24 protein-coding genes are annotated in these 24,750 nt (G+C 57.9%); 10 read left to right on the forward strand and 14 right to left on the reverse strand.

What is annotated here, in order from left to right; genetic code table 11:
- Positions 1–73: 73 nt before the first annotated feature.
- The gene (locus P4G45_RS05420; RefSeq protein WP_348268657.1) at positions 74–2,368 is read right to left on the reverse strand and encodes a TonB-dependent receptor; all 2,295 of its coding nucleotides are present in this window, start codon (positions 2,366–2,368) and stop codon (positions 74–76) included.
- 241 nt (positions 2,369–2,609) lie between these two features.
- Between P4G45_RS05420 and rpsO the strand changes: the two genes are divergently transcribed.
- From rpsO to P4G45_RS05450, 6 genes are all read left to right on the forward strand, one after another.
- Complete coding sequence (rpsO, locus tag P4G45_RS05425) at positions 2,610–2,876, forward strand: 30S ribosomal protein S15 (protein WP_348268658.1); 267 nt, start codon at positions 2,610–2,612, stop codon at positions 2,874–2,876.
- Between the two features lie 332 nt (positions 2,877–3,208).
- Entirely contained in the window at positions 3,209–5,632 is a 2,424-nt protein-coding gene (gene pnp / locus P4G45_RS05430; RefSeq protein WP_348268659.1) for a polyribonucleotide nucleotidyltransferase, read from the forward strand.
- 109 nt (positions 5,633–5,741) lie between these two features.
- Positions 5,742–6,629 carry a hypothetical protein gene (locus tag P4G45_RS05435; RefSeq protein ID WP_348268660.1) on the forward strand — a complete coding sequence of 296 codons (888 nt, stop codon included), beginning with the start codon at positions 5,742–5,744 and terminating at the stop codon, positions 6,627–6,629.
- 33 nt (positions 6,630–6,662) lie between these two features.
- A complete protein-coding gene (locus P4G45_RS05440) occupies positions 6,663–7,073 on the forward strand; it encodes a hypothetical protein (RefSeq protein WP_348268661.1) in 411 nt (136 codons plus the stop codon).
- A 134-nt stretch (positions 7,074–7,207) separates the two neighbouring features.
- On the forward strand, positions 7,208–8,203 hold the full coding sequence (locus P4G45_RS05445) for an IS1595 family transposase (protein ID WP_348268662.1): 996 nt from the start codon (positions 7,208–7,210) through the stop codon (positions 8,201–8,203).
- Between the two features lie 219 nt (positions 8,204–8,422).
- A complete protein-coding gene (locus P4G45_RS05450; protein WP_348268663.1) occupies positions 8,423–8,719 on the forward strand; it encodes a hypothetical protein in 297 nt (98 codons plus the stop codon).
- Positions 8,720–8,830: 111 nt separating this feature from the next.
- Here the strand turns inward: P4G45_RS05450 and P4G45_RS05455 are convergent, their stop codons facing one another.
- Positions 8,831–9,076 carry a DUF4177 domain-containing protein gene (locus tag P4G45_RS05455; protein ID WP_348268664.1) on the reverse strand — a complete coding sequence of 82 codons (246 nt, stop codon included), beginning with the start codon at positions 9,074–9,076 and terminating at the stop codon, positions 8,831–8,833.
- A gap of 29 nt (positions 9,077–9,105) precedes the next feature.
- Positions 9,106–9,816: a hypothetical protein gene (locus P4G45_RS05460; protein WP_348268665.1), complete on the reverse strand. Its 711-nt coding sequence runs from the start codon at positions 9,814–9,816 to the stop codon at positions 9,106–9,108.
- A gap of 621 nt (positions 9,817–10,437) precedes the next feature.
- On the opposite strand from P4G45_RS05460, the gene P4G45_RS05465 reads away from it, so the two are divergent.
- Positions 10,438–10,989, forward strand: coding sequence for a PEP-CTERM sorting domain-containing protein (locus P4G45_RS05465; protein ID WP_348268666.1), 552 nt, complete (start codon positions 10,438–10,440; stop codon positions 10,987–10,989).
- Between the two features lie 29 nt (positions 10,990–11,018).
- On the opposite strand, the gene P4G45_RS16970 is transcribed toward P4G45_RS05465, so the two are convergent.
- Both P4G45_RS16970 and P4G45_RS05470 read right to left on the reverse strand, forming a co-directional pair.
- Positions 11,019–11,174 (reverse strand): PEP-CTERM sorting domain-containing protein, encoded by a 156-nt coding sequence (locus P4G45_RS16970; RefSeq protein WP_373694160.1) that lies wholly within the window; start codon positions 11,172–11,174, stop codon positions 11,019–11,021.
- A gap of 216 nt (positions 11,175–11,390) precedes the next feature.
- The gene (locus tag P4G45_RS05470; RefSeq protein WP_348268667.1) at positions 11,391–12,164 is read right to left on the reverse strand and encodes a dienelactone hydrolase family protein; all 774 of its coding nucleotides are present in this window, start codon (positions 12,162–12,164) and stop codon (positions 11,391–11,393) included.
- A gap of 143 nt (positions 12,165–12,307) precedes the next feature.
- Between P4G45_RS05470 and P4G45_RS05475 the strand changes: the two genes are divergently transcribed.
- A complete protein-coding gene (locus P4G45_RS05475) occupies positions 12,308–13,168 on the forward strand; it encodes an SCO family protein (protein ID WP_348268668.1) in 861 nt (286 codons plus the stop codon).
- On the opposite strand, the gene P4G45_RS05480 is transcribed toward P4G45_RS05475, so the two are convergent.
- The 6 genes from P4G45_RS05480 to uvrB all read right to left on the reverse strand — a co-directional run bounded on the left by P4G45_RS05480 (position 13,165) and on the right by uvrB (position 20,517).
- Entirely contained in the window at positions 13,165–14,202 is a 1,038-nt protein-coding gene (locus P4G45_RS05480) for a methyltransferase (RefSeq protein WP_348268669.1), read from the reverse strand. The genes P4G45_RS05475 and P4G45_RS05480 overlap by 4 nt on opposite strands.
- 122 nt (positions 14,203–14,324) lie before the next feature.
- Positions 14,325–16,223, reverse strand: coding sequence for an alpha-L-arabinofuranosidase C-terminal domain-containing protein (locus tag P4G45_RS05485; protein WP_348268670.1), 1,899 nt, complete (start codon positions 16,221–16,223; stop codon positions 14,325–14,327).
- 129 nt (positions 16,224–16,352) lie between these two features.
- A complete protein-coding gene (locus P4G45_RS05490) occupies positions 16,353–17,021 on the reverse strand; it encodes a YdcF family protein (protein WP_348268671.1) in 669 nt (222 codons plus the stop codon).
- A complete protein-coding gene (locus tag P4G45_RS05495) occupies positions 17,014–17,412 on the reverse strand; it encodes a DUF302 domain-containing protein (protein ID WP_348268672.1) in 399 nt (132 codons plus the stop codon). Before P4G45_RS05495 ends, P4G45_RS05490 begins: the two co-directional genes overlap by 8 nt.
- Positions 17,413–17,694: 282 nt before the next feature.
- Complete coding sequence (locus P4G45_RS05500) at positions 17,695–18,219, reverse strand: transposase (protein WP_348268673.1); 525 nt, start codon at positions 18,217–18,219, stop codon at positions 17,695–17,697.
- Positions 18,220–18,528: 309 nt separating this feature from the next.
- Positions 18,529–20,517 (reverse strand): excinuclease ABC subunit UvrB, encoded by a 1,989-nt coding sequence (gene uvrB / locus P4G45_RS05505; RefSeq protein ID WP_348268674.1) that lies wholly within the window; start codon positions 20,515–20,517, stop codon positions 18,529–18,531.
- A 36-nt stretch (positions 20,518–20,553) separates the two neighbouring features.
- Here uvrB and P4G45_RS05510 point away from each other — a divergent pair, with 36 nt between their 5' ends.
- On the forward strand, positions 20,554–21,141 hold the full coding sequence (locus tag P4G45_RS05510; protein WP_348268675.1) for a histidine phosphatase family protein: 588 nt from the start codon (positions 20,554–20,556) through the stop codon (positions 21,139–21,141).
- A gap of 6 nt (positions 21,142–21,147) precedes the next feature.
- On the opposite strand, the gene P4G45_RS05515 is transcribed toward P4G45_RS05510, so the two are convergent.
- Positions 21,148–22,374, reverse strand: a complete 1,227-nt coding sequence (locus P4G45_RS05515) for an FAD-dependent oxidoreductase (protein WP_348268676.1) — start codon at positions 22,372–22,374, stop codon at positions 21,148–21,150.
- Between the two features lie 45 nt (positions 22,375–22,419).
- A complete protein-coding gene (locus P4G45_RS05520) occupies positions 22,420–23,130 on the reverse strand; it encodes an HAD hydrolase-like protein (protein ID WP_348268677.1) in 711 nt (236 codons plus the stop codon).
- Positions 23,131–23,232: 102 nt separating this feature from the next.
- Here P4G45_RS05520 and P4G45_RS05525 point away from each other — a divergent pair, with 102 nt between their 5' ends.
- Positions 23,233–23,868, forward strand: coding sequence for a carbonic anhydrase (locus P4G45_RS05525; RefSeq protein ID WP_348268678.1), 636 nt, complete (start codon positions 23,233–23,235; stop codon positions 23,866–23,868).
- Here P4G45_RS05525 and P4G45_RS05530 read toward each other — a convergent pair whose 3' ends face one another.
- Entirely contained in the window at positions 23,869–24,720 is an 852-nt protein-coding gene (locus tag P4G45_RS05530) for a DUF4097 family beta strand repeat-containing protein (RefSeq protein WP_348268679.1), read from the reverse strand.
- Between the last annotated feature and the right edge of the window lie 30 nt (positions 24,721–24,750).

Below are 24,750 nucleotides of genomic sequence, written 5' to 3' on the forward strand. Positions count from 1 at the left end.
CCTGCCAGTTTACGGGCCGCTGACGTGGAAATGAGTGCCTACGCTGGTACGGATTGCACGATTGCGGGAAAACCTAGAATGCAAAGCTCAGACGAGCCTGATAGCTACGCGGTACACCTACTGCTGTCCCGGAGAAAAGGCTGGCGAAATTGATCACATTCACGCGATTGCCGAGATTATCGACGTGGAACTCCATCTGCATATCGCGGTCTCCGCGGCGCAGCAGATGGATTCCGCCGGACAGATCGATCGAGGAAGAGGGGCGCACCCGACCTCGGTCAAAGTTGACGGCATCCACGATCTGGTCGCCGTACGCCTTTCTTAACTGGTCCTGATCGGTGTCCGAATCAAGCTCCACTGGAAGCCCGCTGTTGTATTGCGCGTGTGCGCCTGCCCACAGACGGGGCAGGGGAGTCCAGCGGACCTGTGCGCGAAGCGTATTGCGCTGGTCCTGGGAGATGGGAAAGCGGGACGTATCGGCAAGTTCGCCCACTCCTTCATCGCCGAGCAGAAGGCCGCCTGTAATAGGACCGGCGGCCGTGCCGTTCTGATTCGAGTAGCTCAGCTGTGCCGTCAAGTGGTGCGAATCCGGAACACTGAGAGTGATCTCTTCGCCATGGATGCGTGCACTTCTGGTTGTAATGGGAAAAGAAACCCCAGTGTTGAGGAGCGTATCGTCATCCGCATAGTTTTGAACGTCGCGCAGGAAGATGTTTGCCGTGATGGTGAGTTTATCTGCCACCGTATTCGAGAACCCGACCTCAAAGTAATGGGCGCGACTGGGTTCGACAGGGAGTCGCTTGACGAAGCTGCTGACTGAATCGAGTGCGGACGAACTGGCAAGCAATAGATTCTCGACGGCCGGAAATTGAAAGACGCGGTCATAAGAAGCATGCAGCGTGAGATGGGCCACAGGGAAGAAGCGAGAGACGGCAACCCGTGGACTCCACGCATCGTCGTGAACTACAAAGGAATAGTTGTCATAGCGCAGGCCGGCTGCGACATTCCAGTTGCCGAAGTACACGTTGTCTTCAAGAAAAGCGGCGGGCTCAGAGTCCCAGTGCTGCGCCTGAAAATTGAGTTGCTGCTGCGTTCCCGGATCGAAATAAGCAGGGTCGGTGATGGTGTAATTGAGGCGCTCCTGCACATGGCGGAGTATGGAATCCGCGCCGACTTTCCAATTGTGGTTGCCGTGATGTCCGGCGACATCGAAACGCGCCCAGCCCTGGCGGAAGCCGCGCTGCTGATTCACGATGATCGGAGTGGACTGAGTATTGGATTGCAAACTGGCATCGGTGTCGAGAGCGCTTCCGGCGGCGGTCAGCAGCAGGTCAGGCGACACCGTATGCTGCCAGGAAGCGCTGCCGCCATATTGGCTGCTGTCGCGCGCCTGCCGCTGACCGGCTTGCTCCTGCACCGCTTCGTTGGGAACACTGGCGCGCAGAGAGGCCTGCGAAAAATCCAGATGAAGCGTATCGCTTTGCGAGAGTGTGATCTCTTCGTCGACCCGTGAATTTTGGGCGTTCGCGTGATTGCCGAAGTTTTCGAGCACAGGTGGATCGAGATAACGGTCGGTGCGATAGCCCTGGGCGAAGACCGCCAATTGCTGCCGTGCCGTGCCATAGCTTACGTCGACATCGCCGGTTGCCGTAGCAAAGCTGCCTCCGGAGATCGCAAGATTGCCATGCCATCCCCGCGCCGCTCCCGGCGCGGTTGTGATGTCGATGACCCCGCCGAGGCTGCGCCCATACTCCGCGGGAATTCCTGCCGTACGCACCTGCGCGGAGTCCACCTGGTTGGCCGGGATCGGCATGGCGAAGGCGGGCGAAAGGTTCTCTGTCCTCGGCACTCCATTGATCACCAGTTGGGTCTGATACTCCGAGCCTCGGGGATGCAGCACGCCATTGGCTTCAAAGATCCATCCCGGCTGGTCCGCAATGACGTCAAGGAAGCCTCTGCCGGGCTGCGACGGGAGTTTGGCGGCAATCTGGTCCTGTCCGATGGCAACCGCGGAACTCGCCTGAATTCCATCCAGCATATTTGCTGTGGACGAAACAGTGATGCTCTCTTGCACGGGAGCGACATCCAGACGAACTGTCATCCGCAACGGCAATGTTGATCGAACCTGAAACGGTAGTACTACGGGAGTGAAGCCGGTCGCGTCGATCTTAAGTGCGTAGTTGCCAAACAGAAGATGGGTGATATTGAAGCGGCCATCGCTTCCGGTCTCGAAGTGTTTCAAAAATAGTCCGTTCTCGCCTTCCACTGTTCCACTTACCATCAAGGGGGTGGCGCCGGCAACGATCTCTCCGAGGACCTCGCCGCGTTCGCTCTGCGCGAAGAGGTGGGTGCTGAAACCTGTTACCACGAAGATAAGACAAACGATAGAGCAAAAGAACCGGAGTCGGGCAGTGTGTAGGAAAGAGAACAACATGCAGGTTTATTCCTGACGGTAAGCGCTGCGATTTGACTCGATGGGCTCCCTAAATCATGATAACTGCGATATGGATTGCCGTAGAGTTCCTGCTTTTATTGCTGGGTTTCCCTAGCGGTGCTATCCTAACGTAGACACTAAGAGTGGACTAGAAGACTAGGAGTAAAAGACATCTGTGCTGGCATCTGCTAAAAAGACAGACATTATTGCGAAGTTCCGTACACACGACTCAGATACCGGGAGTCCCGAAGTTCAGATCGCGATTTTAAGTGAGCGCATCGGCGAGTTGACGGAGCATTTCAAGACCCACAAGAAGGACCACGGATCGCGCCGCGGGCTTCTCATGCTCGTGAGCAAGCGCCGCGGTTTGCTTGATTACCTGAAGAAGTGCGATGCCGACCGCTATCGCGAGGTAATCGATAAGTTGGGAATCCGCAAGTAGCGCATTGTCTCCGGAGACACCGTTCAATCCTATGGAAGCATGCACGGCCCGCTCTCGTTCGGCTGCAACTTCTCGTGCAAGGTCACGCAAGACCTTGTCGCTGAAGTCGCTGACGATGAGCGGGCGGTGTGCTGTCCAGGCATTTTCCGGAGCCGGACACTTGAACTTTGCGGAAGATCTATTACGGTGCAGCTTGCTGACGGCTCGATAGCCGGTTCAGCGGAGCTGCACTTTTTCGCGCCCGACAGGATGACGCGATACAACAGTTATTGATAGATAGATAAACTCAAGTTCCTTTATATATAGATAGATAAACGAGAGAAGAGGGCAACATGAAGCAGGACGTTACAGTTGAGCTTGCCGGCGGCAAGCAGATTAAATTTGAGACAGGGCGCATGGCCAAGCAGGCCTCCGGCGCAGCGCTTACCACCAGCGGCGACAACGTAATTCTGGCGACTGCAGTCGCCTCGCCCGACCCCAAGGAAGGCATCGACTTCTTCCCCCTCACGGTTGAGTATCGCGAGTTCACCTACGCGGGTGGCCGCATCCCGGGCGGGTTCATCAAACGCGAAGGCCGTCCCAGCGAGAAGGAGATTCTGACCAGCCGTCAGATCGACCGTCCTATCCGTCCTCTGTTCCCTGAGGCCTTCCGCAACGAGACCCAGGTTGTTGCCTTCGTCTACTCCGCGGACAAGGAAAACGATCCCGACGTGCTCGGTATCAATGGCGCAAGCTGCGCGCTCGCCCTTTCGGATATCCCCTTTCACGGTCCTGTAGGTGCGGTACGCATCGGCCACATCGATGGACAGTACATCGTCAACCCCACCTATGCGGAGCGCGCCAAGAGCACGCTGAACATTATGGTTGTCGGCACCAAAGACGGCATCGTGATGGTCGAGTCCGGGTCAAAGGAGACCTCGGAGGAATCGGTTGTCGGCGCCATCGAGTTCGCTCATGTCGAGATCAAGAAGATCTGTGCAGCGATTGAAGATCTGGTCAGCCGCGCAGGCAAGACCAAGCGTCTCGTCACTGCGGTCGAGATCGATCACGAATATCTCAACGGCCTGACTGCAAAGATTGGCGCGAAGTTGAAGGACGCGCTCGACACCCAGAAGCATCCGAAGTTCGAAAGCTACGCGCTGGTCAAGGAGATCAAGGACGAGCTCAAGCGCGACCTCCCCGAAGGCGATGCCGTGGCTGCGAAGAAGCTCAGCAAGTACTATGAGCTGCTCCGCGAAAACATCTTCCGCGAGCAGGTGCTGAAGGAGCGTATCCGCCCCGATCACCGCGCTTTCGATCAGATTCGCCAGGTCACAATTGAGGTTGGAGTGCTGCCCCGCGTCCACGGCTCCGCTCTGTTTACTCGCGGAGAGACCCAGGCCCTTGTCAGCGCGACACTCGGCACGACCGACGATGCGCAGCGCATGGAGAGCTACGAAGGCGAGCAGAAGCGTCGCTTCATGCTGCACTATAACTTCCCGCCGTTCTCCGTCGGCGAAGTTGGTCGTATGACCGGCGTCGGACGCCGCGAGATTGGTCACGGCGCGCTTGCGTTCCGTGCCATCGAAGCTGTTCTGCCGGGCGAAGACGAATCGCCATATACGTTGCGCGTCGTCTCCGACATTCTTGAGTCGAACGGTTCCTCTTCGATGGCGACGGTTTGCGGCGCATCGCTTGCGCTGATGCAGGCTGGTATTCCCATCAAGGGATCGGTTGCGGGCGTTGCGATGGGACTCGTCAAAGACGGCGATAACTACGCCATCCTGACCGATATCGCCGGTGCTGAAGACCACTACGGCGACATGGACTTCAAGGTTGCCGGTACGCGTAAAGGCATCACCGCGCTCCAGATGGACATCAAGATCATGGGCATCACGCCGCAGATCATGCGTGAGGCACTTGAGCAGGCACGTCATGGCCGTCTGTCCTTGTTGGACACGATGGATGCTGTGATCGCCGGCGCGCGCGAAGAGAAGTCGCAGTTTGCTCCGCGCATTCACACCATCCAGATTCCGACCGACAAGATTCGCGATCTCATCGGACCTGGTGGCAAGGTCATCCGCGGCATCGTCGAGGCCACTGGGGTCAAGATCGATGTGGACGACACCGGTCGAGTCAACGTTGCTTCGAGCGACGCCGATGGACTGGCGCGCGCGATCCAGATGATCAGCGACATCACCGCAGTGCCCGAGGTTGGCAAAACTTATCTCGGTAAGGTGGTCCGGCTGGCCGAGTTCGGCGCATTCGTCGAGATCTTCCCCGGCACCGACGGTCTGCTTCACGTCTCCGAGATCGCGGAGCATCGCGTCAAGGAGGTCAAGGATGAACTCCGCGAGGGCGACCAGATTCTGGTGAAGGTACTCGCCATCGAAGGCAACCGCATCAAGCTTTCGCGCAAGGCTGTTCTGCGTGAGCAGCGCGCCAAGCTGGGGCTGCCCGAGCCGGGACAAGTCGGCATCGATGGTGCGGCCGAGGCTCACCCTCGTGCAGCAGCGTCGGAGGAGAATGCCGCCGATCTTGAAGATGGCGACTTTGACGATGACGGCGACGAGTTGGATGAGGAGCCTGACTTCAACCAAGCGGACGAGGCTGTTCCCGCAACTGCCGGACAAGCCGCAGGCGCTCCTGCCGGACCCGGCGGACAGCGTCGGCCAGGCGGCGGCAGACGTCGTCGCAGCGGACGCCGCGGCGGACCAGGCGCAGGTGGTTCGGGCGGTGGTGCCCCTCGTACGGGCGGCAATAGTGGTAATCAGTAGTATTTGTCTGGAAGATAAGAGAAGGGCCGCGCAGATTGCGCGGCCCTTCTGCTTTTTACGCAGCAACCTGCAACTTAGATCATGGCGACCGAAAGGCAGCGATAGAAGAATGAGACGTACGATCTGGATCGCGTTTGGTGCGCTGTGTGTCATGCTCTCGAGTTCGTGGCTGCTTCCCGCCGAGGACTTGAATGCATTGCCGATTGCGCAGCAAGGTTGTTTCTATGGGGTTGTTGGGTTGGCGGCGGGGATGCTTTCGTATCGGCAACTATGGGGGCGATTGAAGCGGCGGGAGTGGCTGTGTTTGCAATTGGCTGGACTGAGTGTTCTGCTGCTTGGTTTGCCCACCGTTCTTAGCGAATGGGTACGCGATGGGATGTCGGATATCAGCCGAGCGGCTCTCTTTGCTTTGGTGCCGTTCGTCGTTGTGGTGGTTGCGGCCGCGCGCGAACTGGAGCCTGGAGTGCGTCGCTTCTTTGTTCCCGCGTTGATTGGCTTTGGAGGCGCTTTATTGCTGCTCCCGTTCAACTTTCCCATGTCGGTGCGCGGACAAGCCATGTTCGGCGTTCTTCTGCTGGTTATCGTTCTGGTCGGCTTTGCCAGTGAATGGATCTATCGGCTGCTTCGCGGGTTCGGCATGATGGAGGCTTTGGCCGTAATCTGTCTTTCTAATGCCGTGTTTCTTGCGGCCTGTCACTTTGCAGGCTTGCCTTTTGCGGAGAGTTGGAGTGGAGCATCGGCTTTGATCTCAATTCACTCGCTGTACAGTTTGCTGGAGCTGCTTCTTCTGGTGTGGTTGCTGCGCGAGATGACGCCTGTGCGTCTCGCTGCGCGGTATCTGGTGGTTCCACTTTTTACCGTGCTGGAAGGTCTTGTATTTTTGCGCCCTGCTCCGACGGTGCGGATGGGGGCGGGACTGGTTTTGCTGGTGTTTGGGGTTGGGTACATTCTGTTTTCGAGGGGTGGAGACTCTGATGCGGTGCTCTCGATTCGGTGACTTTCCTCTTGAGAGAGCGGTACACTTCCTTGAATGGCTGCTTCCATGTACATCGTGGTCGAGGGTGAAGACCCGGGGTTCGATACCTTCGTGAATGGGCGTTCGCTGGCCCGGCATGAGGACGCTCTTGAAAAGCTCGCGCTCAGTCTCGGGGTGCGTCCGCTGATTGAGTTCTTCTCTGCGGACGAGAACTCGATGGCGCTGCTGATCGAGGAGGGTGCAGGCGACCAGGAGTTGCTGCGAAAGCTTCCGCCGCCGCAATGGTATCCGCCTGCCGATGGCCTGAAGACGGTCCAGGCGCTTTTGCAGGCCCTACGGGATGACCCCCAGCAGCTAGGGACCGAAGGGAAACAGGTGATCTCTGAACTGAAGGAGTATGCGGAGGTTCTCGAAAAAGCCCGGGACAGGGAGATGCGCTGGCATCTGGCCGTGAGCTGGCGCTAGTTCGGCGACGTTTTTCTGGCGTTATGTAAGTACCCCCCCTCCCCGTACTTAGGTCCTAAAGTCTTCAAAATAAATGACCTAAGTCGGTATAAATATATTTGACTAACCCATATATTCCTGCTATCGTTCTGTCTATGGAAAGCCCAAAGACATTACTCGAAGCGATTCAATACTTTAGCGATGAGCAGACTTGTATCGACACCGTTGCGATGATGCGCTGGCCGGAGGGTGTGCGGTGTGGTTACTGTGATGCCGACAAACCTTATTACCTGAAGACTCAGAAGCGGTGGAAGTGCCGCTCCTGCCGCAAACAATTCTCGGTGAAGGTGAACTCAATCTTTGAGGATTCTCCTATCTCGCTTAAGAAATGGCTCCCCGCGCTCTGGCTCTTGGTCAATTGCAAGAATGGCGTCTCCAGCTATGAGATTGCCAAAGATTTAGGCGTCACTCAGAAGTCGGCATGGTTCATGCTCCAACGGCTCCGGCTGGCCCTCAGAGCGCGGGATTTCAGCTTCAAGATGGGCAGCGGTGAGGGCGGGGCGGTTGAAGTGGACGAAACCTTCATCGGCGGCAAACCAGCGAACATGCACAAGGAACGGCGGCTCAGAATCGCCCGTATCCAGAGCCAGCAAGCGCGGACGGTCAATAATTATGGCCGTGCTGGTAAAGCTGCCATCATGGGCATGTACGACCGTGAGGCTAGGCAGGTGAGGGCAACCGTCGTCCCCAACGTCAAGCGTGAGACTTTACAGAATGAGATTCTGGCCAATATCGAACACGGCTCTGTGATCTATAGCGATCAGGCTGTTTCCTATAACGCGCTACACGAGAAGTACGTCCATGAGACCGTGAGCCATGTAGACGCTTACGTGCGCGGTCAGGTGCATACCAACTGCTTAGAGAACTTCTGGTCGCTCACCAAGCGCACCTTACGCGGAACCTACGTCGCTGTAGAGCCATTCCACCTAGACCGCTATGTTGATGAGCAGGTATTCCGTTTCAACCATCGCGCCACCCGCGATAACCCATTGAACGATGCTGACCGCTTCTATATCGCACTCTCTCAGGTCGCAAACAAGCGTCTCACCTATGCCGAGCTAACCGGCAAGGTGGGTACGACGCAAGCCTAACCCTTACTTTGCAAAGCGCGGCCCGAAGCCGAAGATTTAGGCTTGGGGCCTTTGGGTTGGCGCACGGATTCGATGGCCGATTGGTCGTGGAGCATGGCCGTCAATTCCGGCTTCGTCACCGTCATCACTGAACGTAAGGCGTCGTTGAATCTCGCCATTTCTGGCGTGGAGGATTTCATGCGGCTATGATAGCGCAATCCTGAAAGGGAGGTCTCTTGAATGGCACGTAAGAGAGGAAGTAGCGTGCCTCCGCACGTTCAAATAGCAATTAACATTTTTGAGATTGCTGATCTTTGCAGGCGCGAGAATAATGCTTTGCGAAGCATTTTGCGTAAGCAGGGTCTATCTGACGCAGCAATTCGGAGTAGAGTGCAGCGCCTGCTCCAAAAGCCGGAAGCTGACGAGACCGGAGCGCAACTCCTGAAGCTAGTATGCGAAGAAAGTCTGAAGCGCTATCAAGACATCGATCTTGCAGGTTGGCTTTCAAAAGCTGAGATAAAAGGTAGACCTCAATAGATTCGCCTTGATTCACAACATGCTCCATGCGAAGATTCGCGTAGAGCGATCACGCCCGATTGCCCATCAAAGATCAGAAACGGCCACCCCTGGCAGGGTGGTCGTTTTATTTTAATCCTCTGTCTGCCGTTTGAATACTGCGTGATACATCCACGGATTCGCAGAATCTATCCCTTTCCACTTCTGCGCCATGGGTAGCGCGGGCAGAAACGAAACCAGCTCCCATCCATCCGCACCCATCTCCTTTAGGTGCGATTGAATAATTTCGCCGCTGGGAGGAGAATCTTCGAGATCCCCCTCGAACGGAACCTCATATTCCGTGTTAATCGTGATAACGCTGTATTCCCACTTAACCACTCAATACCTCCTACGGCGCGATGTCACTGTCATTCTACTTTTAATGTCTTATATGGAGATTCAGCGAGTGTTTTCATTAGACCTGCAACGCGCTGCATAGCGTCCATTGCGTTGTGTTTGTTGTAGTGTCGGCGAGTGTGCATTACATCATTACGGTAGAGGTCTTTTAGATGCGAAAGGGTCTCTCCGCAGTCTGAATAGAAGCGCAATCTATCGTTCTGCGGATAGCTCTTTGGCTCTTGGCGTAATTCTCTCTTGGTCTTGTCAATCGCAGCTAAGACTGTTTCCCAAGTCGCAAATTCTACAGGCAAAGGCTTTTTCCCATCGGTCAACTCAATATCTAACTGGGCTGCAACATGACGTAATCCAAACTCGGCCACACGCATGGAATGGAATACCGAGCCAGTATTTAGATTTGCAGCATATGCGTTACCTGCCTCCAACATATCTTCAGAAGCTTCGGGGAAACTCTTTAGTAGGTCGTTCCCAAATACGCAGGGTGCCCTGTAAAACTTGCTCAGTTCGGGAGACATATAAAAGAACTTGCGATTTCTAAGCAAGTCAATCAGACTGTGTTGAAGAGAGCGAATAAGGGCTTCAATCTCAATGTGTGAGGTCTGCCCAAAATCTTCATCGATCAGGTCTTGCAAATGGTAAATCTGGGCTTCTAGTCCGGCGTCAAAGTTGAGGACAGGCGAAAATTTTCGCAGATCGACGAGGACTGCTTCGAGTCGTTCCATTGTTCGACGATCCTTTACATACCCATCTGAGGTGTAGTTTAAGGACTCGTAGAACCTTAGGCGATCTAGGATCGCAACCAGATCGCTGAGCTTTATTTCGTACATAAGTTCATATAGGGATAGCAGATTATGCTGCTGCTCGTTCCCTCCCAAGATCAGCATAACGAACCGCCTTGGGTTAGGCAAGTATGTTTATGCCCCTAAGTCCGGACTTGAGTCGGGACTCAGGTCAAGTTAGGCTAAATGAAAAAGCCCGGCTAGTGCCGGGCTTCTCTTTTACCTTCTGATCTAATTATATCGGGGCTGTCAATAGGCTGAAACTGTGGGTGGGAGCTAGTTTCCAGATTGCTGGCAATTCGGATGTGAAAAGCCATTGTCGGATTACCTTCCAGTTCGCCAATTTGAGAGGTGAACTTGCCGAAAAGTCGACATTTCAGGAAGTTCGCGCGCTGTCTTAGCAGGCTTGTCGAGGGATTATCACTAGCTCTCCCAAGAATGCAGTTTACTGGCTCTGCGATTCGCTTTGTCGAGGGCATCGGTGTTTCATTTTGACACGAGAAAACGACGTGTGCTAGATTCGGTTCCCGGCCCAGGAGACAATTTTCAAGATGAGGAACCCTTATGAAAGTATTGCTTTCCGCTATCTTACTGATCGCCGGAGCAGGTTTGGCGAAGGCTGACACTATCGAGACGATCACCTTCAATCTGGGTGATTTGCATCCTGGATCAACGCTCTCAGCCACTTTCGACGTGCCCACTTTGATCCCTGGAACTGGGGTGACGCAGAACGTCACCTATTCTTTCAGCGATCCTTTGGACTATGCCGAAGGAAGTCTGACGGGGCCGACGGGAGGAACGTTGGCGGGAACGGTCTCGATTGACCCCAACACGCCGATCAGCAACTATGTCGTAAATTTCTCCGTCCCGGTATTTTTCAACCCCACCGGTAACATGTTTGATCGGGAAAACGTCCTTTCCGAGGATGGCCTTGCGGAATGTGCATCTTTTCCGTGCACAGCTACCGGACAATTCGAAGACAGTATGGCCTTTTCTAACGGTGTGTACACTGTCGCTCCCGCAGCCACGACTCCTGAGCCATCTTCCTTCTTATTGCTGGCTACCGGTCTCGGGGGAGCGAGTCTTCTTTACGCGAGCCGCAAACGTTTCGCCTAGACCATTTCCACTAGCTACAAAAATTGTGTCTAGATCGCAGTCGACGCTTCCGCTAACCTCAATTTTTTGCGAAATCGCCGGATGAGCAGCACGAACATTCCGGCCGTCATCAGGACTGCGGTTGAAGGTTCTGGAACGGTGGTAGTCGTAAGTACGTCGCTCTGCGATGGCAGCGAATAATTCATATCCAACCAACGATTTCGCTATTTATCAGACCAGATCCGTGAACGAGGGTCGCCGGGCGCGCAAACACGCAGCTTCCCCAGTACGGCGACTCCCCATGGTTGCGTATGGAACGAAGGTGTGCCGTCCGAAAGATGCGGAGCCTGCGAGACAACGTTTTTGTTTAGGCATCGTTGATCGATGTTCAGTATGTCGATCAACGATGCACTCCAGTTCGGTTAATCTTTGCGATAGATGGTGGTCAGGTCGCCCTGGCCTAGTTTGCGGTGGAAGAGGTTGAAGACCAGACCGTAGAGGCTGTAGGCAAGCTCGGGATCGTAGCGGGGGCCTTCGTCGCGCATGAAGGCGTGGGCTCCGTTGACCTCGTGCCAGCTCAGGCGGGTGCCAAGCTCGTTGAGCCGGGCAAGGACTTTGAGGCGGCCTTCGAGGGAGATGTGGGGGTCTTGTCGGCCCCAGATCATGAGTAGTTCGCCCTTGATGTCGGCGGCGCGCTGGAGGGAGTCGTCGCTCATGCCTTTACCGAGGCTGCCTTTGTGGATGTCGGTAGCGTAGAAGCAGGCGGTGGCGAGGACTTCGGGATTCATGGCGGCGCGGAAGGCGAGGTGTCCGCCCAGGCAGATGCCGAGCGCTCCGATGTGTCCGGTGCAGTCGAGGCGGGACTTGAGGTGGTCGATGGCGGCGCGGGCGTCGGCGTCGTAGCTTTCGATGGTTTTGGTGGTCTTGAGGGCGTTGCCGCGGTCAGAGCCAGCTTGATCGTAGGCGAAGACGGTGCCTGCGGGTTCGAACTCGTGATAGACCTCGGGCATGGCAACGATGTAACCCTGTCCCCCGAGCAGGCAGGCGGTGCGGTGGATGGGCGCGGTGATCTGGAAGATCTCAGAGTAGAAAACTATGCCGGGGTAGCGGCCGGGTGCGGCAGGACGGACGATGTGGGTGCGCATGGGTCCGTTGGGGGTGGGCAGGTCTACGTGTTCGTCGCTGATGATGATCATGTTTTCCTCTGGGCTGATGGGAAAGAGCGGTTTCTTATACTTTGTCTCCTTATGCTACTCAAGGCTGAAGTCTTCGGGTACCTCAGAATCAAATGCGGTGGGGCAACGGCGTAGCATGGAGAGAGAGTCGGTTGGAGGGTGCTTTGATTGGGTTTCGGCGTTTTGGGGTTCTGGCGGTAGCGGGTCTGGGTCTGTTGGCAACAGGGGCGTATGCGCAACAGATTGGTATGGACAAGCCGATGGGGACGATGGCGCAGCATACGCCGGACTATCTGAAGGGTGCGGGTCTGGTGGAGCGGTTAAATCAGCCGCTGCCGTTGGCGACTGCTTTTGTGGACGATGCGGGGAAGCAGGTCACGCTGGGCCAATATTTTCATCAGCGACCGATTGCGCTGGCGCTGGTCTATTTCAAGTGTGGGATGCTTTGTCCGCAGGTGCTGCATGGCATGGCTGCCGGGTTGAAGGGGACGGGGCTGACGGCGGGGAAGGACTATGACGTTGTGGTGGCTAGTATCGATCCGATGGACACACCGGCGGATGCGGCTGTGGCGAAGAAGACGTTTCTGGCTGGGATCGGGCAGCCGGGGGCGGGTGACAGCGTTCACTTTTTGACCGGGCAGGAGCCTTCGATTACGGCGCTGAGCGAGGCTACAGGGTTTCACTACGTTCGGGTGCCGGGGCCGGATGGGAAGATGGACCAGTTCGCTCATTCGAGCGTGATCATGTTTGCCACGCCGGAGGGAAAGATGTCGGAGTACCTGGCGGGGATTGATTACCCGACGAGAGATGTGCGGCTGGCGCTGGTGAATGCGTCGCACCTGAAGATTGCTACGGCCAAGGATTTGTTTCTGCTGTACTGCTGCAACTATGTTCCGTCGTCGGGAAAGTACACGGTAGCAGTGCTGCGGATACTGGGACTGGCGGCGATGTTGACGCTGATTGGAATTGGATTGGGATTCTATTTCCTTAGCCGGAAGAAGCCGATGTCGGGTGCGGCGGCTTAAGAGCTAGTTCGAGCCTCGATGATGGAGACGTCCATCTCGGCTACGGGAATGAATTGCACTGTGGTGAATCCTGAGGCTTGAAGCAGGGTGGACCACTCGGCTGCGCTGCGCTCTTTGCCTCCGGTGACGGCGAGCATGTTGAGGTCGCTGAAGAGACGTCTCTGCAGTTGCGGGTTGGGTTCGGAGATGATGTCGGGCAGGACGAATTCGATGATGAGCAGGCGGGCGTCGGCGTCCATAACGTCTCGGCAGTTGCGAAGAACCTCGGCGGCAGCGGTATCGGTGTAGCCGTGTAGGACGTGCTTGAGGATATAGGTGTCCGCGCCGCGGGGGACTTCGGTGCGCAGGTCCGCGGCGATTAGTTTGCATCTGGCGGAGAGATCGTTGTTCTGGAAGCGGGGTTTTGCGGCTTCGATGGATTCGGGGCGGTCTACCAGCATTCCTTGGAGATGAGGGGACGTGGACAGGATGGCTGCGAGAAGGGAACCGCCGCCGCCACCGAGATCGGCTATGACGTGACGGCTGGCGAAGTCCCACCGTTTTGCGATGGGTAAGTAATTTTCTGTCGGGGCAGTTCCCATGACGGCGCGGAAGATGGCGTTGGCGTCGGGAGCGGTAGCCCAGTGCGAGGTGATTCCTTGCTGCTGCATGATCTGCATGGCGGTGTCGCCGGTGCGAATGCAGTCGGTGAGGTGAGACCAGTTATCGGCGAGGAGATCGGACCAGAAGACGACGCTGGCCCAGGCGGAGTTCGGTGCGTCTTTGCGGAGTGGTTGGCCGAATGGAGTCAGGGCAAAACGATGGGGAGCGGACTCGGTTGTGATGCCGAGGACGGCGAGGGCGCGGAGGAGACGATAGAGCGAGGCGGCATTGGCGTTGCAGGTTTGAGCGAGTTCCTCGACGGTACGCTCGTCGTTGCCGAGTGCGTCAGCTATGCCGAGACGGGCGGCGGCGCAGAGGATGCAGCTGCGCGAGTAGGACATCGCCATGTCGACCAGTTCGGTGTTTGCGGTGACGTTGCCGATTGCGCTCATGGATCGCTCCGGGCTTTTGAATTTGGCCTGTTCAGATTAGATGATGCTGACGCGATTGCAGATAAGAACGGCCCATCCTTGCGCCTCGATGAGGACGAAAGGATGGGCCGTGTTGGGTTGAATTAGTTGAGGTCGAGATCGAGGATCTGGATGGAGAAGCGCGGGACCGTGTGAGTGAAGGTGGAGGCAGCGTTCGAGATCGTGCTGACGACGGGAACGATGCGCGTGGGGTCGGTAATGGTGTTGGTGGCTTCGGTGGTGGGTGCGCCGAGGGTGGTGACGTGGGCGTTGCTGCGTACTTTTGCGCCGGAGAGGTTGATGCTGACCGACTGCGGCTGAGATGAGCCGTTGACCAGCTTGACGATGACGCGGCGGTGTTTGGTATCGAGGGTTACGGAGTCGAAGAGGCGCGGGTTGGTAGCGTCGAGCTTCGCGTCGAGGACGTGATCGCCGACGTGCGTGCTGAACATGGCCTGAGCGTAGTAGCTGGGCGAGCCGTAGCTGTTGAGTGCGTCGTAGCCGATAAGGTCGCTGGGCCACTGCATGCCGCCGGGGTTGACGTTGACGAAGAGCGGAGCGTAGCTGGCGAGGACGATGATGTCGCTGTTGCGCTCCATGCCGGTCATCCATGCGGCGTCGCCGAGGGCTGCGCCCATGTTGGTGGTGGGAGATCCTTCGCGGGTGGCCCACTCGCCGACCATGACTTTGGGACCGTTGCGGTCGGTGTTGTCGTAGTGATGGACGTCGTTGAAGAACTCCTGGGCAGAGCGGTAGAAGTGGTCGTCAACGATATCGGGACGAATGCCGGTGACCGGTGCGGTGGCGATGATCTGGATGTCGGGATAGGCGGCCTTGATGGCTTTGTAGAACTGAGCGTAGCGGCCGCTGTAGCTGCCGGATTTATCGAACCAATCTTCGTTGCCTACTTCGATGTAGTTGATGTGGAAGGGTGCGGGATGGCCGTCTTTGGCGCGGATGGCTCCCCATTTGGTGGAGGTGCTGCCGGTGGCGTATTCAATCTCGTCGAGGGCGTCCTGAACGTAGGGCTCGAGGGCGGGACCGGCATCGACGTGCTCCTGGCGCATGGAATATCCGGCGTAGACAGCGAGAAGAGGCTGCATGTGCAGGTCTTCACACCACTCGAAGAATTCGAGCAGGCCAAGGCCGTCGGAGGAGTGGTAGTTCCAAGGGCTGGGGTGGGTGGGGCGATCGACGAGCGAGCCGATGGTCTTCTTCCACTCGTAGCGCTCGTTGATATGGTCCCCTTCGAGGTAGTTGCCGCCGGGGAAGCGCAGGAAGGCGGGGTGCATGGCGGCGAGCTTCTGCATGAGGTCGATGCGGTTGCCGTTGGCAGTGTTCTGATAGGTGGGCGGGAAGAGGGAGACGAGCGAGAACCAGGCGGTGCCGGAGTGCTCGACCGAGATTGTGAGGTGGTTGGCGGCGGAGGCGGTGACGGCTCCGGATTTGAGGGTGTACTCGTAGCGGTGCCAGTCGGCGCTGAGGGCGGGGACGGTGGCGGTGGCTTCGATGGCGCCGGTGTCGTTGTTGATGAGACGGATGGTGACGGCACCGATGCTGGCGCTGTCGGCCTTCGCGTAGAAGGAGCCGTGGAATTGCTCGGACGGATGGACGGGGATGCCCCAGTAGCCGTTGTTGACGATGCCTGCTTCAGATTTGGGGGCGGCGTTGTCGACGGTGAGTTTGAGGCTGAGGGGAAGCGCTTCGCTGGGGCCGGTGTTCTTGTCGATGGCCATGGCGGCGCGGGCGTTGCCGTTCTGCAGGATCGTCCAGTCTGCGGTGCTGGGGCCGCGATTGGATTGGAAGGTGCGGTTGTTGACCAACTCAGCGTAGAGGCCGCCATCGTAGGAGTAATTGATCTCTTCCGTCATTAGGCCGTAAAGGGTGGGGCTGACGGCGGCGATGGGCTTGGCAGTGTCGATGGTGAGCGTGGCGGGCTGCTGAGCCATGGCGGCGAGAGGCAAGCCGGCAAGGAGGACTGCGGCGAATTTTCCGAGGCGCATGAATGGGTCCTTCGTGAATTAGGCGGTGAGAGAACGTTTACTTCGGGGTGCACAACGATGCTACCCGAATAAAGGCGCTTTGGGCGCGGAGATTTTTTTCTTGGGATTGAATTTATCTTGAATTGAGCCTTAATTTATGGCTCGATCACGGGGAAGGAAGCGGGAGGAGGGGAAGCCGTTGAAGCGGAGAATGAGGCAGTTGCGGGCTTCGCCGATGTAGAGGATGGCTTCGTGGAAGATGCTGTATTCGGGTGGCCAGGAAGCGGCGTGGGTGCTCCAGTTGATATAGAGGCTGGGCTGGTCGACGTTGAAGGTGTTGACGACGAGGGCGGCGCGGGGAAGATGGCTGGGGGAGCTGATGATTTCGGCGGAGTTCATGTCGTACTGATGCATGATGCTGGCGGAGTAATAGATGTTCTGGATCGTGTTCTGGGCCTGCACGTCTTCGAGGATTGCCGATGCGGGGACGCCCTGGCTGCGGGCCAATTCTGCCATGACGTCGGCTTCGATGTATTGGTTGTGGGCGGCGGCGCCGGTCATGAGGATGTACGGGGCGACTCCCGCTTTGTACTCACGCACACCTTCGAGGACACGCTCGCGCTCCTCGGGCGAAGGGGTGCCGTCGGCGTTGGCGGGATAACCGAGGACGATGAGCGTGTCGAAGTGAGAGGCGGCGGTGTTGTGTGTGGGGATGGTGAGATAGATGCCGGCAGCGAAGAGCGCGATCGCAAAGACAGCGGCGCCAAAGTAGAAGAGGATTCGGGTGAGGATCTTCACGGAGATTAGGGTATCAGGCAATGGCTTGCTGGATAAGGACTTCGAGGCCGCTGATGGGCTTGAGAAGATCGTCGTTGAGGGCATAGCGGCTTTGCAGGTAGCGAGGATCGTTGAAGCTTAACCAGACTTTGCCTTCGGTGTCCTGCCAGGCCAGAGCTTTGAGGGGAAGATCGATGGCCGCGAGAGGAGCGGCGAGCATGATCGGTGTGCCGCCCTGGGGATTGCCGAAGATGAGGAGTTGCGTCGGCGGCATGGTGAGGCCGACTTTTGCGGCTTCGCCGCTGTGGTCGATGCGGGCGAAGATGGTGATGCTCTTCGCGCGGAGGATGGACTCGAGGCGATCGAGGGTTTCGGGGACGGTGTAGGGGCTGGGGTGGGAGATGAGGCCGTTGGGTGTGGCGGGGATCGGCATAGGTTTGCGCTCCTGATATCTCTTGGTGCGAGTTATTGATGGTGTCGCATAGCTTGCGTCAATGTCCAGCCCAAACATAGCTTCTGGATAATGATGACTTCGGTTTGCTGGTCATGGGGTATCCCCCCCCCCGTACTTTTTCCGCAAAGTCTTGGAATGAAAAGGTTTAAGTCTGGACTTCGGTATGAGGTGGGCATACTTGGGCCTGGACCTAAGCCTTTGGTGGGTTAAATGCGAAAGCCCGGCGGATGGCCGGGCTGAATCTTTCCCTCTATGGATTAATTATAGCTGGCGGGTCAAGTGTTTTGGTTGGTCGGCGATCCGTCGGCTGAAGGTCCAGTGGGATTCGATCTCTACCGGAGCGATTTCTCCGGTGAGCCAATGCCGGAAGCTGCTCCATGGCCAGTCTTCGGGTCTTTGAACGAGGCCGCGCTCGACTGGGTTGCGGTGAATGTAGCGGAGCTTTTCGACGAGCTTGGCCTGTGTCAGTACGTTGAAGTCGTGGTAGCGGCGTTGCCAGAACTGTTGGCGGTCGCCTTTGAGACGTTTGGAGGTTTGTGTTTTCAGGGCGCGGAAGATGTCTTCGAGCTTTGATTGTTTGGGCTCGCCGAGCAAGAGGTGAACGTGCTCGGGCATGAGGACGTAGCCGAAGACGTAGAAACAGTGGCGTTGGCGGAGCTGTTCGAAGGTTTCGAGGAAGACTGTGCGGGAGTGGTCGTCGTTGAGGTACGGAAGACGCTGGTAACAACTGAAGGTCACGAAGTGATCGTGGCCGAAGCCATGATAGCGCTTGAGACGGCTCGGCATGTACGGAAGTATATCGGACGAGGAATGAAGGTTTGGGTGCCCCATTCATGCGCGTTCTTTGCGTATGAGTGGGGTGTCGTCAGAGATGTCTGCGGCGGTACGACCCCACTCATGACGATAGAGCCGTCATGAATGGGGCACCCAGATCTGGTGAGTGGGCCACCCGCCGACGTCCTCACAATCGTTCGCGATGATGTAGCCGATTGAATGGGGTGTCCCCAGAGATGCCTGTGGTGGTACGACCCCACTCATGACGATAAAGCTGTCATGAATGGGGCACCCAGATGTGATAGTGCCCAGATGTGGTAGCTAACTGAATAAGAATTCTTTGGTGCGGAGTTCTTTTACGGTGTCGCGGAGTTTGGCTGCTTTTTCGAATTCGAATTTTTTGGCGGCTTCGCGCATGTCGGATTCTAGTTTGCCTATGTAGGTGTCGAGTTCCTGCTGGGTGGAGAAGTCGGGCATGCCTTCGGCTTCGTCGGTGAGGTCGGCGTAGTCGGCTTTGAGGATTCCGGCGAGACCCATTTCGAGTGGGCGGATGATGCTCTCCGGGGTGATGCCGTGTTCTTCGTTGTAGGCGACTTGCTTTTCGCGGCGGCGGTCGGTCTCGTTGATGGCGCGCTGCATGGAGTCGGTCATCTTGTCGGCGTAGAGGATGGCGCGACCTTCGAGGTGGCGGGCGGCGCGGCCGATGGTTTGAATGAGGGAGCCTTGCGAGCGGAGGAAGCCTTCTTTGTCGGCGTCGAGGATGGCGACTAAGGAGACTTCGGGGAGGTCGAGGCCTTCGCGCAGGAGGTTGATGCCGATGAGGACGTCGTACTCGCCCTTGCGCAGGTCGCGGAGGAGCTTGATGCGCTCGAGGGTTTCGATCTCGGAGTGCATGTAGCGGCAGCGGACTCCGACCTCGGTATAGTAGCTGGCGAGGTCTTCGGACATGCGTTTGGTGAGGGTGGTGACCAGGACGCGCTGGTTTTTTGCGGTGCGGTCGCGGATCTCGGCGAGGAGATCGTCGATTTGTCCCTTGACGGGGCGGATCTCGACTACGGGATCGATGAGGCCGGTGGGACGGATGATCTGCTCTACAACTACACCGGCGGCTTTGGTGAGTTCGTAGGGGCCGGGGGTGGCGGAGACGTAGATGATCTGGCCGGTGCGGGACTCGAACTCTTCGAAGCGCAGGGGGCGATTGTCGAGCGCGGAGGGCAGGCGGAAGCCGTAGTCGATGAGGTTCTGCTTGCGGCTGCGGTCGCCGTGCCACATGCCGTGGAGTTGAGGGACGGTGACGTGAGACTCGTCGATGAAGATGAGGAAGTCCCGGGGGAAGTAGTCGAGCAGCGTCGGCGGCGGTTCGCCGGGGAGGCGGCCGGACATGTGGCGGGAGTAGTTCTCGATGCCGTGGCAGTAGCCTACGGATTTAATCATCTCGAGGTCGAAGCGGGTGCGCTGGTGGATGCGCTGGGACTCGACGAGGCGGCCCTCTTTTTCGAGCTGCGCTTCCCACTCGAAGAGCTCTTCGAGGATGGATTCAGAGGCGGCTTTTTTGCGCTCGGGCTGGACTACGTAGTGGGACTTTGGGTAGATGGGGAGGCGGGAGTATTTTTGGCGGACGCTGCCGAAGAGGGGGTCGATCTGCGAGAGCGAGTCGATCTCGTCGCCGAAGAGCTCGATGCGGTAGGCGTTTTCGTCGTAGGTGGGATAGACCTCGATGATGTCTCCACGGACACGGAAGGTGCCTCGGCGGAAGTCGACGTCGTTGCGCTCGTAGAGGATTTCGACCAGGCGGCGGGTGATGTCTTCGCGCTTGATCTTCTGGCCTTTTTCGAGGAGGAGCAACATGCCGTAGTAGGCTTCGGGTGAGCCGAGGCCGTAGATGCAGGAGACGGAGCTGACGATGATGCAGTCGCGGCGTTCGAAGAGGGAGCGTGTGGCGGAGAGGCGGAGCTTGTCCAGCTCTTCGTTGATGGTGGCCTCTTTTTCGATGAAGAGGTCGCCGGAGGGGATGTAGGCTTCGGGCTGGTAGTAGTCGTAGTAGGAGACGAAGTATTCGACGGCGTTGTTGGGGAAGAAGGTCTTGAACTCGTGATAGAGCTGGGCGGCGAGGGTTTTGTTGTGCGCGAGGATGAGGGCGGGGCGGTTGGACTCGGCGATGACCTTGGCCATGGTGAAGGTTTTGCCGGAGCCGGTGACGCCGAGCAGGACTTGATCTTTCTCTCCGGCGTTGAGACCGCTGACGAGTTCGTCGATGGCTCGGGGCTGGTCGCCCTGGGGTTTGTAGGTGGTGGAGAGCTGGAAGTCCATCTTTGTAGGATAGAGGAATCAGCGTGGAGGTTGTGAATGAGTGACGGAACTGAGCTTTGGTTGATTCGGCATGGGGAGACGGAGTGGAGTTTGAACCGGAAACATACCAGCCGGACGGATGTTGGGTTGACGGAGCATGGGCGGCAGCGGGCTGAGGAGTTGCGGGATTATCTTGCCGGAACGGAGTTTGCGGCGGTGTTTACAAGTCCGATGAAGCGGGCTCGGGAGACTTGCACGATAGCCGGGTTTGGGGATGTCGCCAAGGTGGATGAGGGGTTGATGGAGTGGGACTATGGGGTGCATGAGGGGAGGACGACGGCGGAGATTCGGGCGGAGTCGCCGGGATGGTCGGTTTGGAAGGATGAGATTGTTGGCGGAGAGACCGTGGAACGGGTGGGCGAGCGGGCAGATAGTGTGATTGAACGGGCTTTGGCGGCTGGTTCAGGCGGGCGTGTGGCTTTATTTGCACATGCGCATATCTTGCGGATATTAGGGGCGCGTTGGATTGGGCTGGAGGCGCGGAAGGGGGAGTTGTTTGTGTTGGGAACAGGGAGCGTGAGTGTGTTGGGGTGGGAGCGGGAGACGCGGGTGATTGAGGGCTGGAACCGGGGGTTTGAGGGGTAGCTGGGATTAGTGTCCGCCTGATATATGTTCGGGGCGGACGCCCATGCCTATGAATCGCGCCATGAAGCGGCGGAAGCTGGGATGAGGGGATAAGAGTCGGAGGACCAGTGGGGGTTTGATCGCGGCGGGGTGGCCGAGGGTGCGGTTCAGGAAGTAGTGAACCATGACCTGAAAACGCTGAGCAATTCGGGTGGGGAGTTCACGGCGGCTCTGGACGTGAGCGAGGGTGAGTTCGGTGACGATGCTGGTTTTGAGCGGGGGCGCGAGGATGCGGGCCGCGGCCACGGCATCCTGAATGGCGAGGTTGATGCCAATGCCGCCTACGGGGGACATGGCGTGAGCGGCGTCGCCGATGCAGAGGAGACCCGGGCTGTGCCAGCGGGTGAGGTGGTTGACCTGGATGGAGAGCAGTTTGAGCTGATCCCAGCTGGTGATTTCGTTGACGCGATCGCTTAAGAACGGGACGAGGCGCACGAGGGAGTCGCGGAAGGCGTCGAGCCCTTCGGGCTGGACGCGGGTGACGAAGGTGTCCTTGGCGATGATGAAGCCGCACTGGTAGTAGTCGCCGCGGTTGATGAGGATGAGGAAGTTGCCGAAGTTGATATTGCCGAGAGCGTTCTCGGGCTCGCCGTCGCGGCGGGGGAGCCGGAACCAGAGGATGTCGATGGGCGCTCCGGTGTCGTGGACGGGAAGATGGGCGGCGGTTCGGGTGGTTGCGTGACGGCCGTCGCAGCCTACGACAAGCTTGGCATGAATTTCGACTGGACCTGCGGGGGTGTTGGCGCGGACTCCGGTGACGCGGTTGTGGGACTCGATGAGACCGGTGACCTCGTGCTCCATGAGGAGGTGAAATGTGGGGAGTTTAGTGGCTTGTGCGGAGAGGAAGTTGAGGAAGTCCCACTGGGGCATGAGCGCGATGAACTTTGCTTGCGTGGGAAGTTGGCTGAAATCGCTGATGGGCAACGGCTGACCGCCGATGGCGATGGTCAGGCGGGTGAGTTGCTGGTGCGGGAGGCTAAGGAATTGGTCGAGCAGACCTAACTCGTACAGCAGTTGGAGCGTTGCAGGGTGGATGGTGTCGCCACGGAAGTCGCGGAAGAAGTCCTTGTGTTTTTCGAGGACGGTGACTTCGATTCCGGCGCGGGCGAGGAGGAAGCCGAGCATGATGCCGGCGGGGCCTCCGCCGACGATGCAGCATGCGGTCGTTGAAGACGTGCTGGGAATTGCGGCCATTGTGCCGCAAGAGTAGCAAGGGGTAGGTGGCGAGTCAAAGTGAAATTATGCGGAGGGATCGATGCCGAGAACGGTGAGCCAGTCCGTGGGAGTGTGGGCGAGGTGGTCGGGTGGAGTGGTCGCCAGGGACTGGGGTGCGAGGCCGAAGGTGCAGCCGATGGATCGTGCTCCGGCGTTGCGGGCGGTGAGGATGTCGACATGGGAGTCGCCGACCATCAGGGTTTCTGCCGGGGAGATCGTTTGGCCGGTGATGGCGGAGGCTTCGGCGATGAGGGTGAGGAGGCCGTGGGGATCTGGCTTTTTGGTGTGGAAGCTGTTGCCGCCGTAGTTCTGGAAGAAGAATGGCGTGAGGCCGAAGTGGGCGCAGATGTCGCGTGAAGGGTTGACGGGTTTGTTGGTGAGGACGGCCATCAGGGTTGCTGGCCACGCTGCGCGGATGGCTTCGAGAGAGGCGAGAACGCCGGGGTATAGGTAGGTGAAGTCGAGTTTGTGGATGCGGTAGTAGTCGAGGAAATATGTCAGGACTTCGGCCACGTATTCTTCATCGTGGACGTCGCCTTCGGGGTCGCCGAGGGCGCGGCGGACGAGCATGGAGGCGCCGTCGCCGATGTAGCTGGCGATGACAGGCTCGGGGAGAGGCGGCTTATTGAAGTGGGCCAGGGCGGCGTTGATGGAGTTGCAGAGATCGACGCTGGAGTCGATGAGAGTGCCGTCAAGATCGAAGACGATGAGGCGGGGTTGGGATGGGGATGCCATTTCTTAACGATAATCGACGGGACTGCGGTAAGCTCTGTGCGGGCGTTCAGGAGGCAAATGATGAGCGATTTGAGGAGCAATGATTGGACGCGCCGTAGGTTTATGACAGCTGTTGCGGCGAGTGGCGTTGCAGGTGCGGCGATGATCCGTGGCGTCGAGGTGCAGGCGAAGTCATCGATTGGGGTGGATGAGGCGATACGGGAATTGACGGCGGGTAATGAGCGGTTTGTGGCAGGAAAGCTCACCTCATTTGACCTTGACCTCAAGATATTGCGGGAACGGACGGTGGAAAAGCAGGAGCCGTTTGCGGCAATCCTATCGTGCGCGGATTCTCGTGTTCCAGCCGAGCTGGTTTTCGATCAGAGTATCGGACACCTGTTTGTGACGCGGGTGGCGGGAAACATGATCACTCCGGAGATTATTGGCAGTCTGGAGTATGGCGTGGCTGTGCTTGGGGTCAAGGTGATTCTGGTGCTGGGGCATGCGAAGTGCGGCGCGGTGAGTGCGGCGATGAAAGCGCAGGAGGTCCCGGGACAGATCAGCGTGCTCTATCAACACATCGTACCGGCGATCAGAGAGATTGAGGACGTTGAGTCTGCGGTGAAGGCGAATGCCAGGTTTCAGGCCAGCCTGCTGCGCGAGAGCTCAACCGTAATTGCCAAAGCAATCAAGGATGATGGGTTGAGGGTCGCAGCGGGATACTACGACCTTGGGACTGGCAAGGTTACAGTGCTCTAACTATTTGATATCAATATCGCCGGAACCGGTGTTGGCGCGGATCACGGGGCCGCCACCGTTGACGGTGCCATTGACGTGGTGCTTATTAATTTCTCCCTGCATGGCGATGGGTTGAGCCGTATTGACGGAACCGGAGCCGGTGCTGGCGTTGAGAGTGTAACGGGCAGAGGAGCCGAGGGTCAGTTGGATGGAGCCTGAGCCAGTGTCGAGTTTCCAATCGGAGTTCGGCTGGCCGCTGGCTTCGATGTTTCCGGAGCCGGTGCCGGCTTTGAGTCCGCCCGAGAGTCCATTGAGATGGATGGAGCCCGAGCCGGTCTGGGCGCGGACGTCACCGCTTGCGGTTTGCTGAAGGTAGATGTCGCCTGAGCCGGTCTGCAGGTCTGCGGGGCCGGGAATGCCTTCGGCACGAACTGTGCCCGAGCCGGATTGCGCCTTGAGGGTAGAACCTGCGTCATGGATTTCAACATCTCCCGAGCCAGTGGTGGCGCGAATGTTTGAAGCATGAGGAAGGGTGACTTCGTAGTCGATGCTGATGTTCTGAAAGAGTTCGTGGGAGTGGTTGTCGCCAATGGTAATGTCGTTGCCGTTTTGAGTGATAGGTGGGTTGTTGGCAATCTGCTGGACACGAGCGTCGCTGTTGCCGCTGAACCATGAATTGCTGGCATGAACATGGCCGACGACATGGACCTGATTGTCGGAGCCGGGGCGCAGATGAATGTAGCCCGAGCCGGTGGAGATGGCGACGCTGGGCGCGGCGGTGACGTTGAGAGTGCGGTCGAAGTCTTTGCCCGCGGCGAAAGCGGTAGCTGCGGCGAGGGTGAGGACGGCGGCGGTGAGGATGCGCATTTTCATGGGGACTCCTTAAGTTGGGGGCGAAGCCCT

It is taken from the genome of Edaphobacter paludis (genome assembly GCF_039993895.1).
In the GTDB taxonomy this organism is placed as follows: Bacteria; Acidobacteriota; Terriglobia; order Terriglobales; family Acidobacteriaceae; genus Edaphobacter; species Edaphobacter paludis.

Excerpts from the sequence above, each read along its gene's own strand:
- P4G45_RS05470 (WP_348268667.1), bottom strand. The coding sequence starts at position 12,164 with ATGATCATCATCAGCGACGAACACGTAGACCTGCCCACCCCCAACGGA.
- P4G45_RS05485 (WP_348268670.1), bottom strand. The coding sequence starts at position 16,223 with ATGCGCCTCGGAAAATTCGCCGCAGTCCTCCTTGCCGGCTTGCCTCTC.
- P4G45_RS16970 (WP_373694160.1), bottom strand. The coding sequence starts at position 11,174 with ATGAATTATTCGCTGCCATCGCAGAGCGACGTACTTACGACTACCACC.
- P4G45_RS05495 (WP_348268672.1), bottom strand. The coding sequence starts at position 17,412 with ATGCCGATCCCCGCCACACCCAACGGCCTCATCTCCCACCCCAGCCCC.
- uvrB (WP_348268674.1), bottom strand. The coding sequence starts at position 20,517 with ATGGACTTCCAGCTCTCCACCACCTACAAACCCCAGGGCGACCAGCCC.
- P4G45_RS05500 (WP_348268673.1), bottom strand. The coding sequence starts at position 18,219 with ATGCCGAGCCGTCTCAAGCGCTATCATGGCTTCGGCCACGATCACTTC.
- P4G45_RS05465 (WP_348268666.1), top strand. The coding sequence starts at position 10,438 with ATGAAAGTATTGCTTTCCGCTATCTTACTGATCGCCGGAGCAGGTTTG.
- P4G45_RS05525 (WP_348268678.1), top strand. The coding sequence starts at position 23,233 with ATGACAGCTGTTGCGGCGAGTGGCGTTGCAGGTGCGGCGATGATCCGT.
- P4G45_RS05530 (WP_348268679.1), bottom strand. The coding sequence starts at position 24,720 with ATGAAAATGCGCATCCTCACCGCCGCCGTCCTCACCCTCGCCGCAGCT.
- P4G45_RS05515 (WP_348268676.1), bottom strand. The coding sequence starts at position 22,374 with ATGGCCGCAATTCCCAGCACGTCTTCAACGACCGCATGCTGCATCGTC.
- P4G45_RS05480 (WP_348268669.1), bottom strand. The coding sequence starts at position 14,202 with ATGAGCGCAATCGGCAACGTCACCGCAAACACCGAACTGGTCGACATG.
- P4G45_RS05460 (WP_348268665.1), bottom strand. The coding sequence starts at position 9,816 with ATGGAACGACTCGAAGCAGTCCTCGTCGATCTGCGAAAATTTTCGCCT.
- pnp (WP_348268659.1), top strand. The coding sequence starts at position 3,209 with ATGAAGCAGGACGTTACAGTTGAGCTTGCCGGCGGCAAGCAGATTAAA.
- P4G45_RS05445 (WP_348268662.1), top strand. The coding sequence starts at position 7,208 with ATGGAAAGCCCAAAGACATTACTCGAAGCGATTCAATACTTTAGCGAT.
- P4G45_RS05510 (WP_348268675.1), top strand. The coding sequence starts at position 20,554 with ATGAGTGACGGAACTGAGCTTTGGTTGATTCGGCATGGGGAGACGGAG.
- P4G45_RS05440 (WP_348268661.1), top strand. The coding sequence starts at position 6,663 with ATGGCTGCTTCCATGTACATCGTGGTCGAGGGTGAAGACCCGGGGTTC.
- P4G45_RS05450 (WP_348268663.1), top strand. The coding sequence starts at position 8,423 with ATGGCACGTAAGAGAGGAAGTAGCGTGCCTCCGCACGTTCAAATAGCA.
- P4G45_RS05520 (WP_348268677.1), bottom strand. The coding sequence starts at position 23,130 with ATGGCATCCCCATCCCAACCCCGCCTCATCGTCTTCGATCTTGACGGC.
- P4G45_RS05435 (WP_348268660.1), top strand. The coding sequence starts at position 5,742 with ATGAGACGTACGATCTGGATCGCGTTTGGTGCGCTGTGTGTCATGCTC.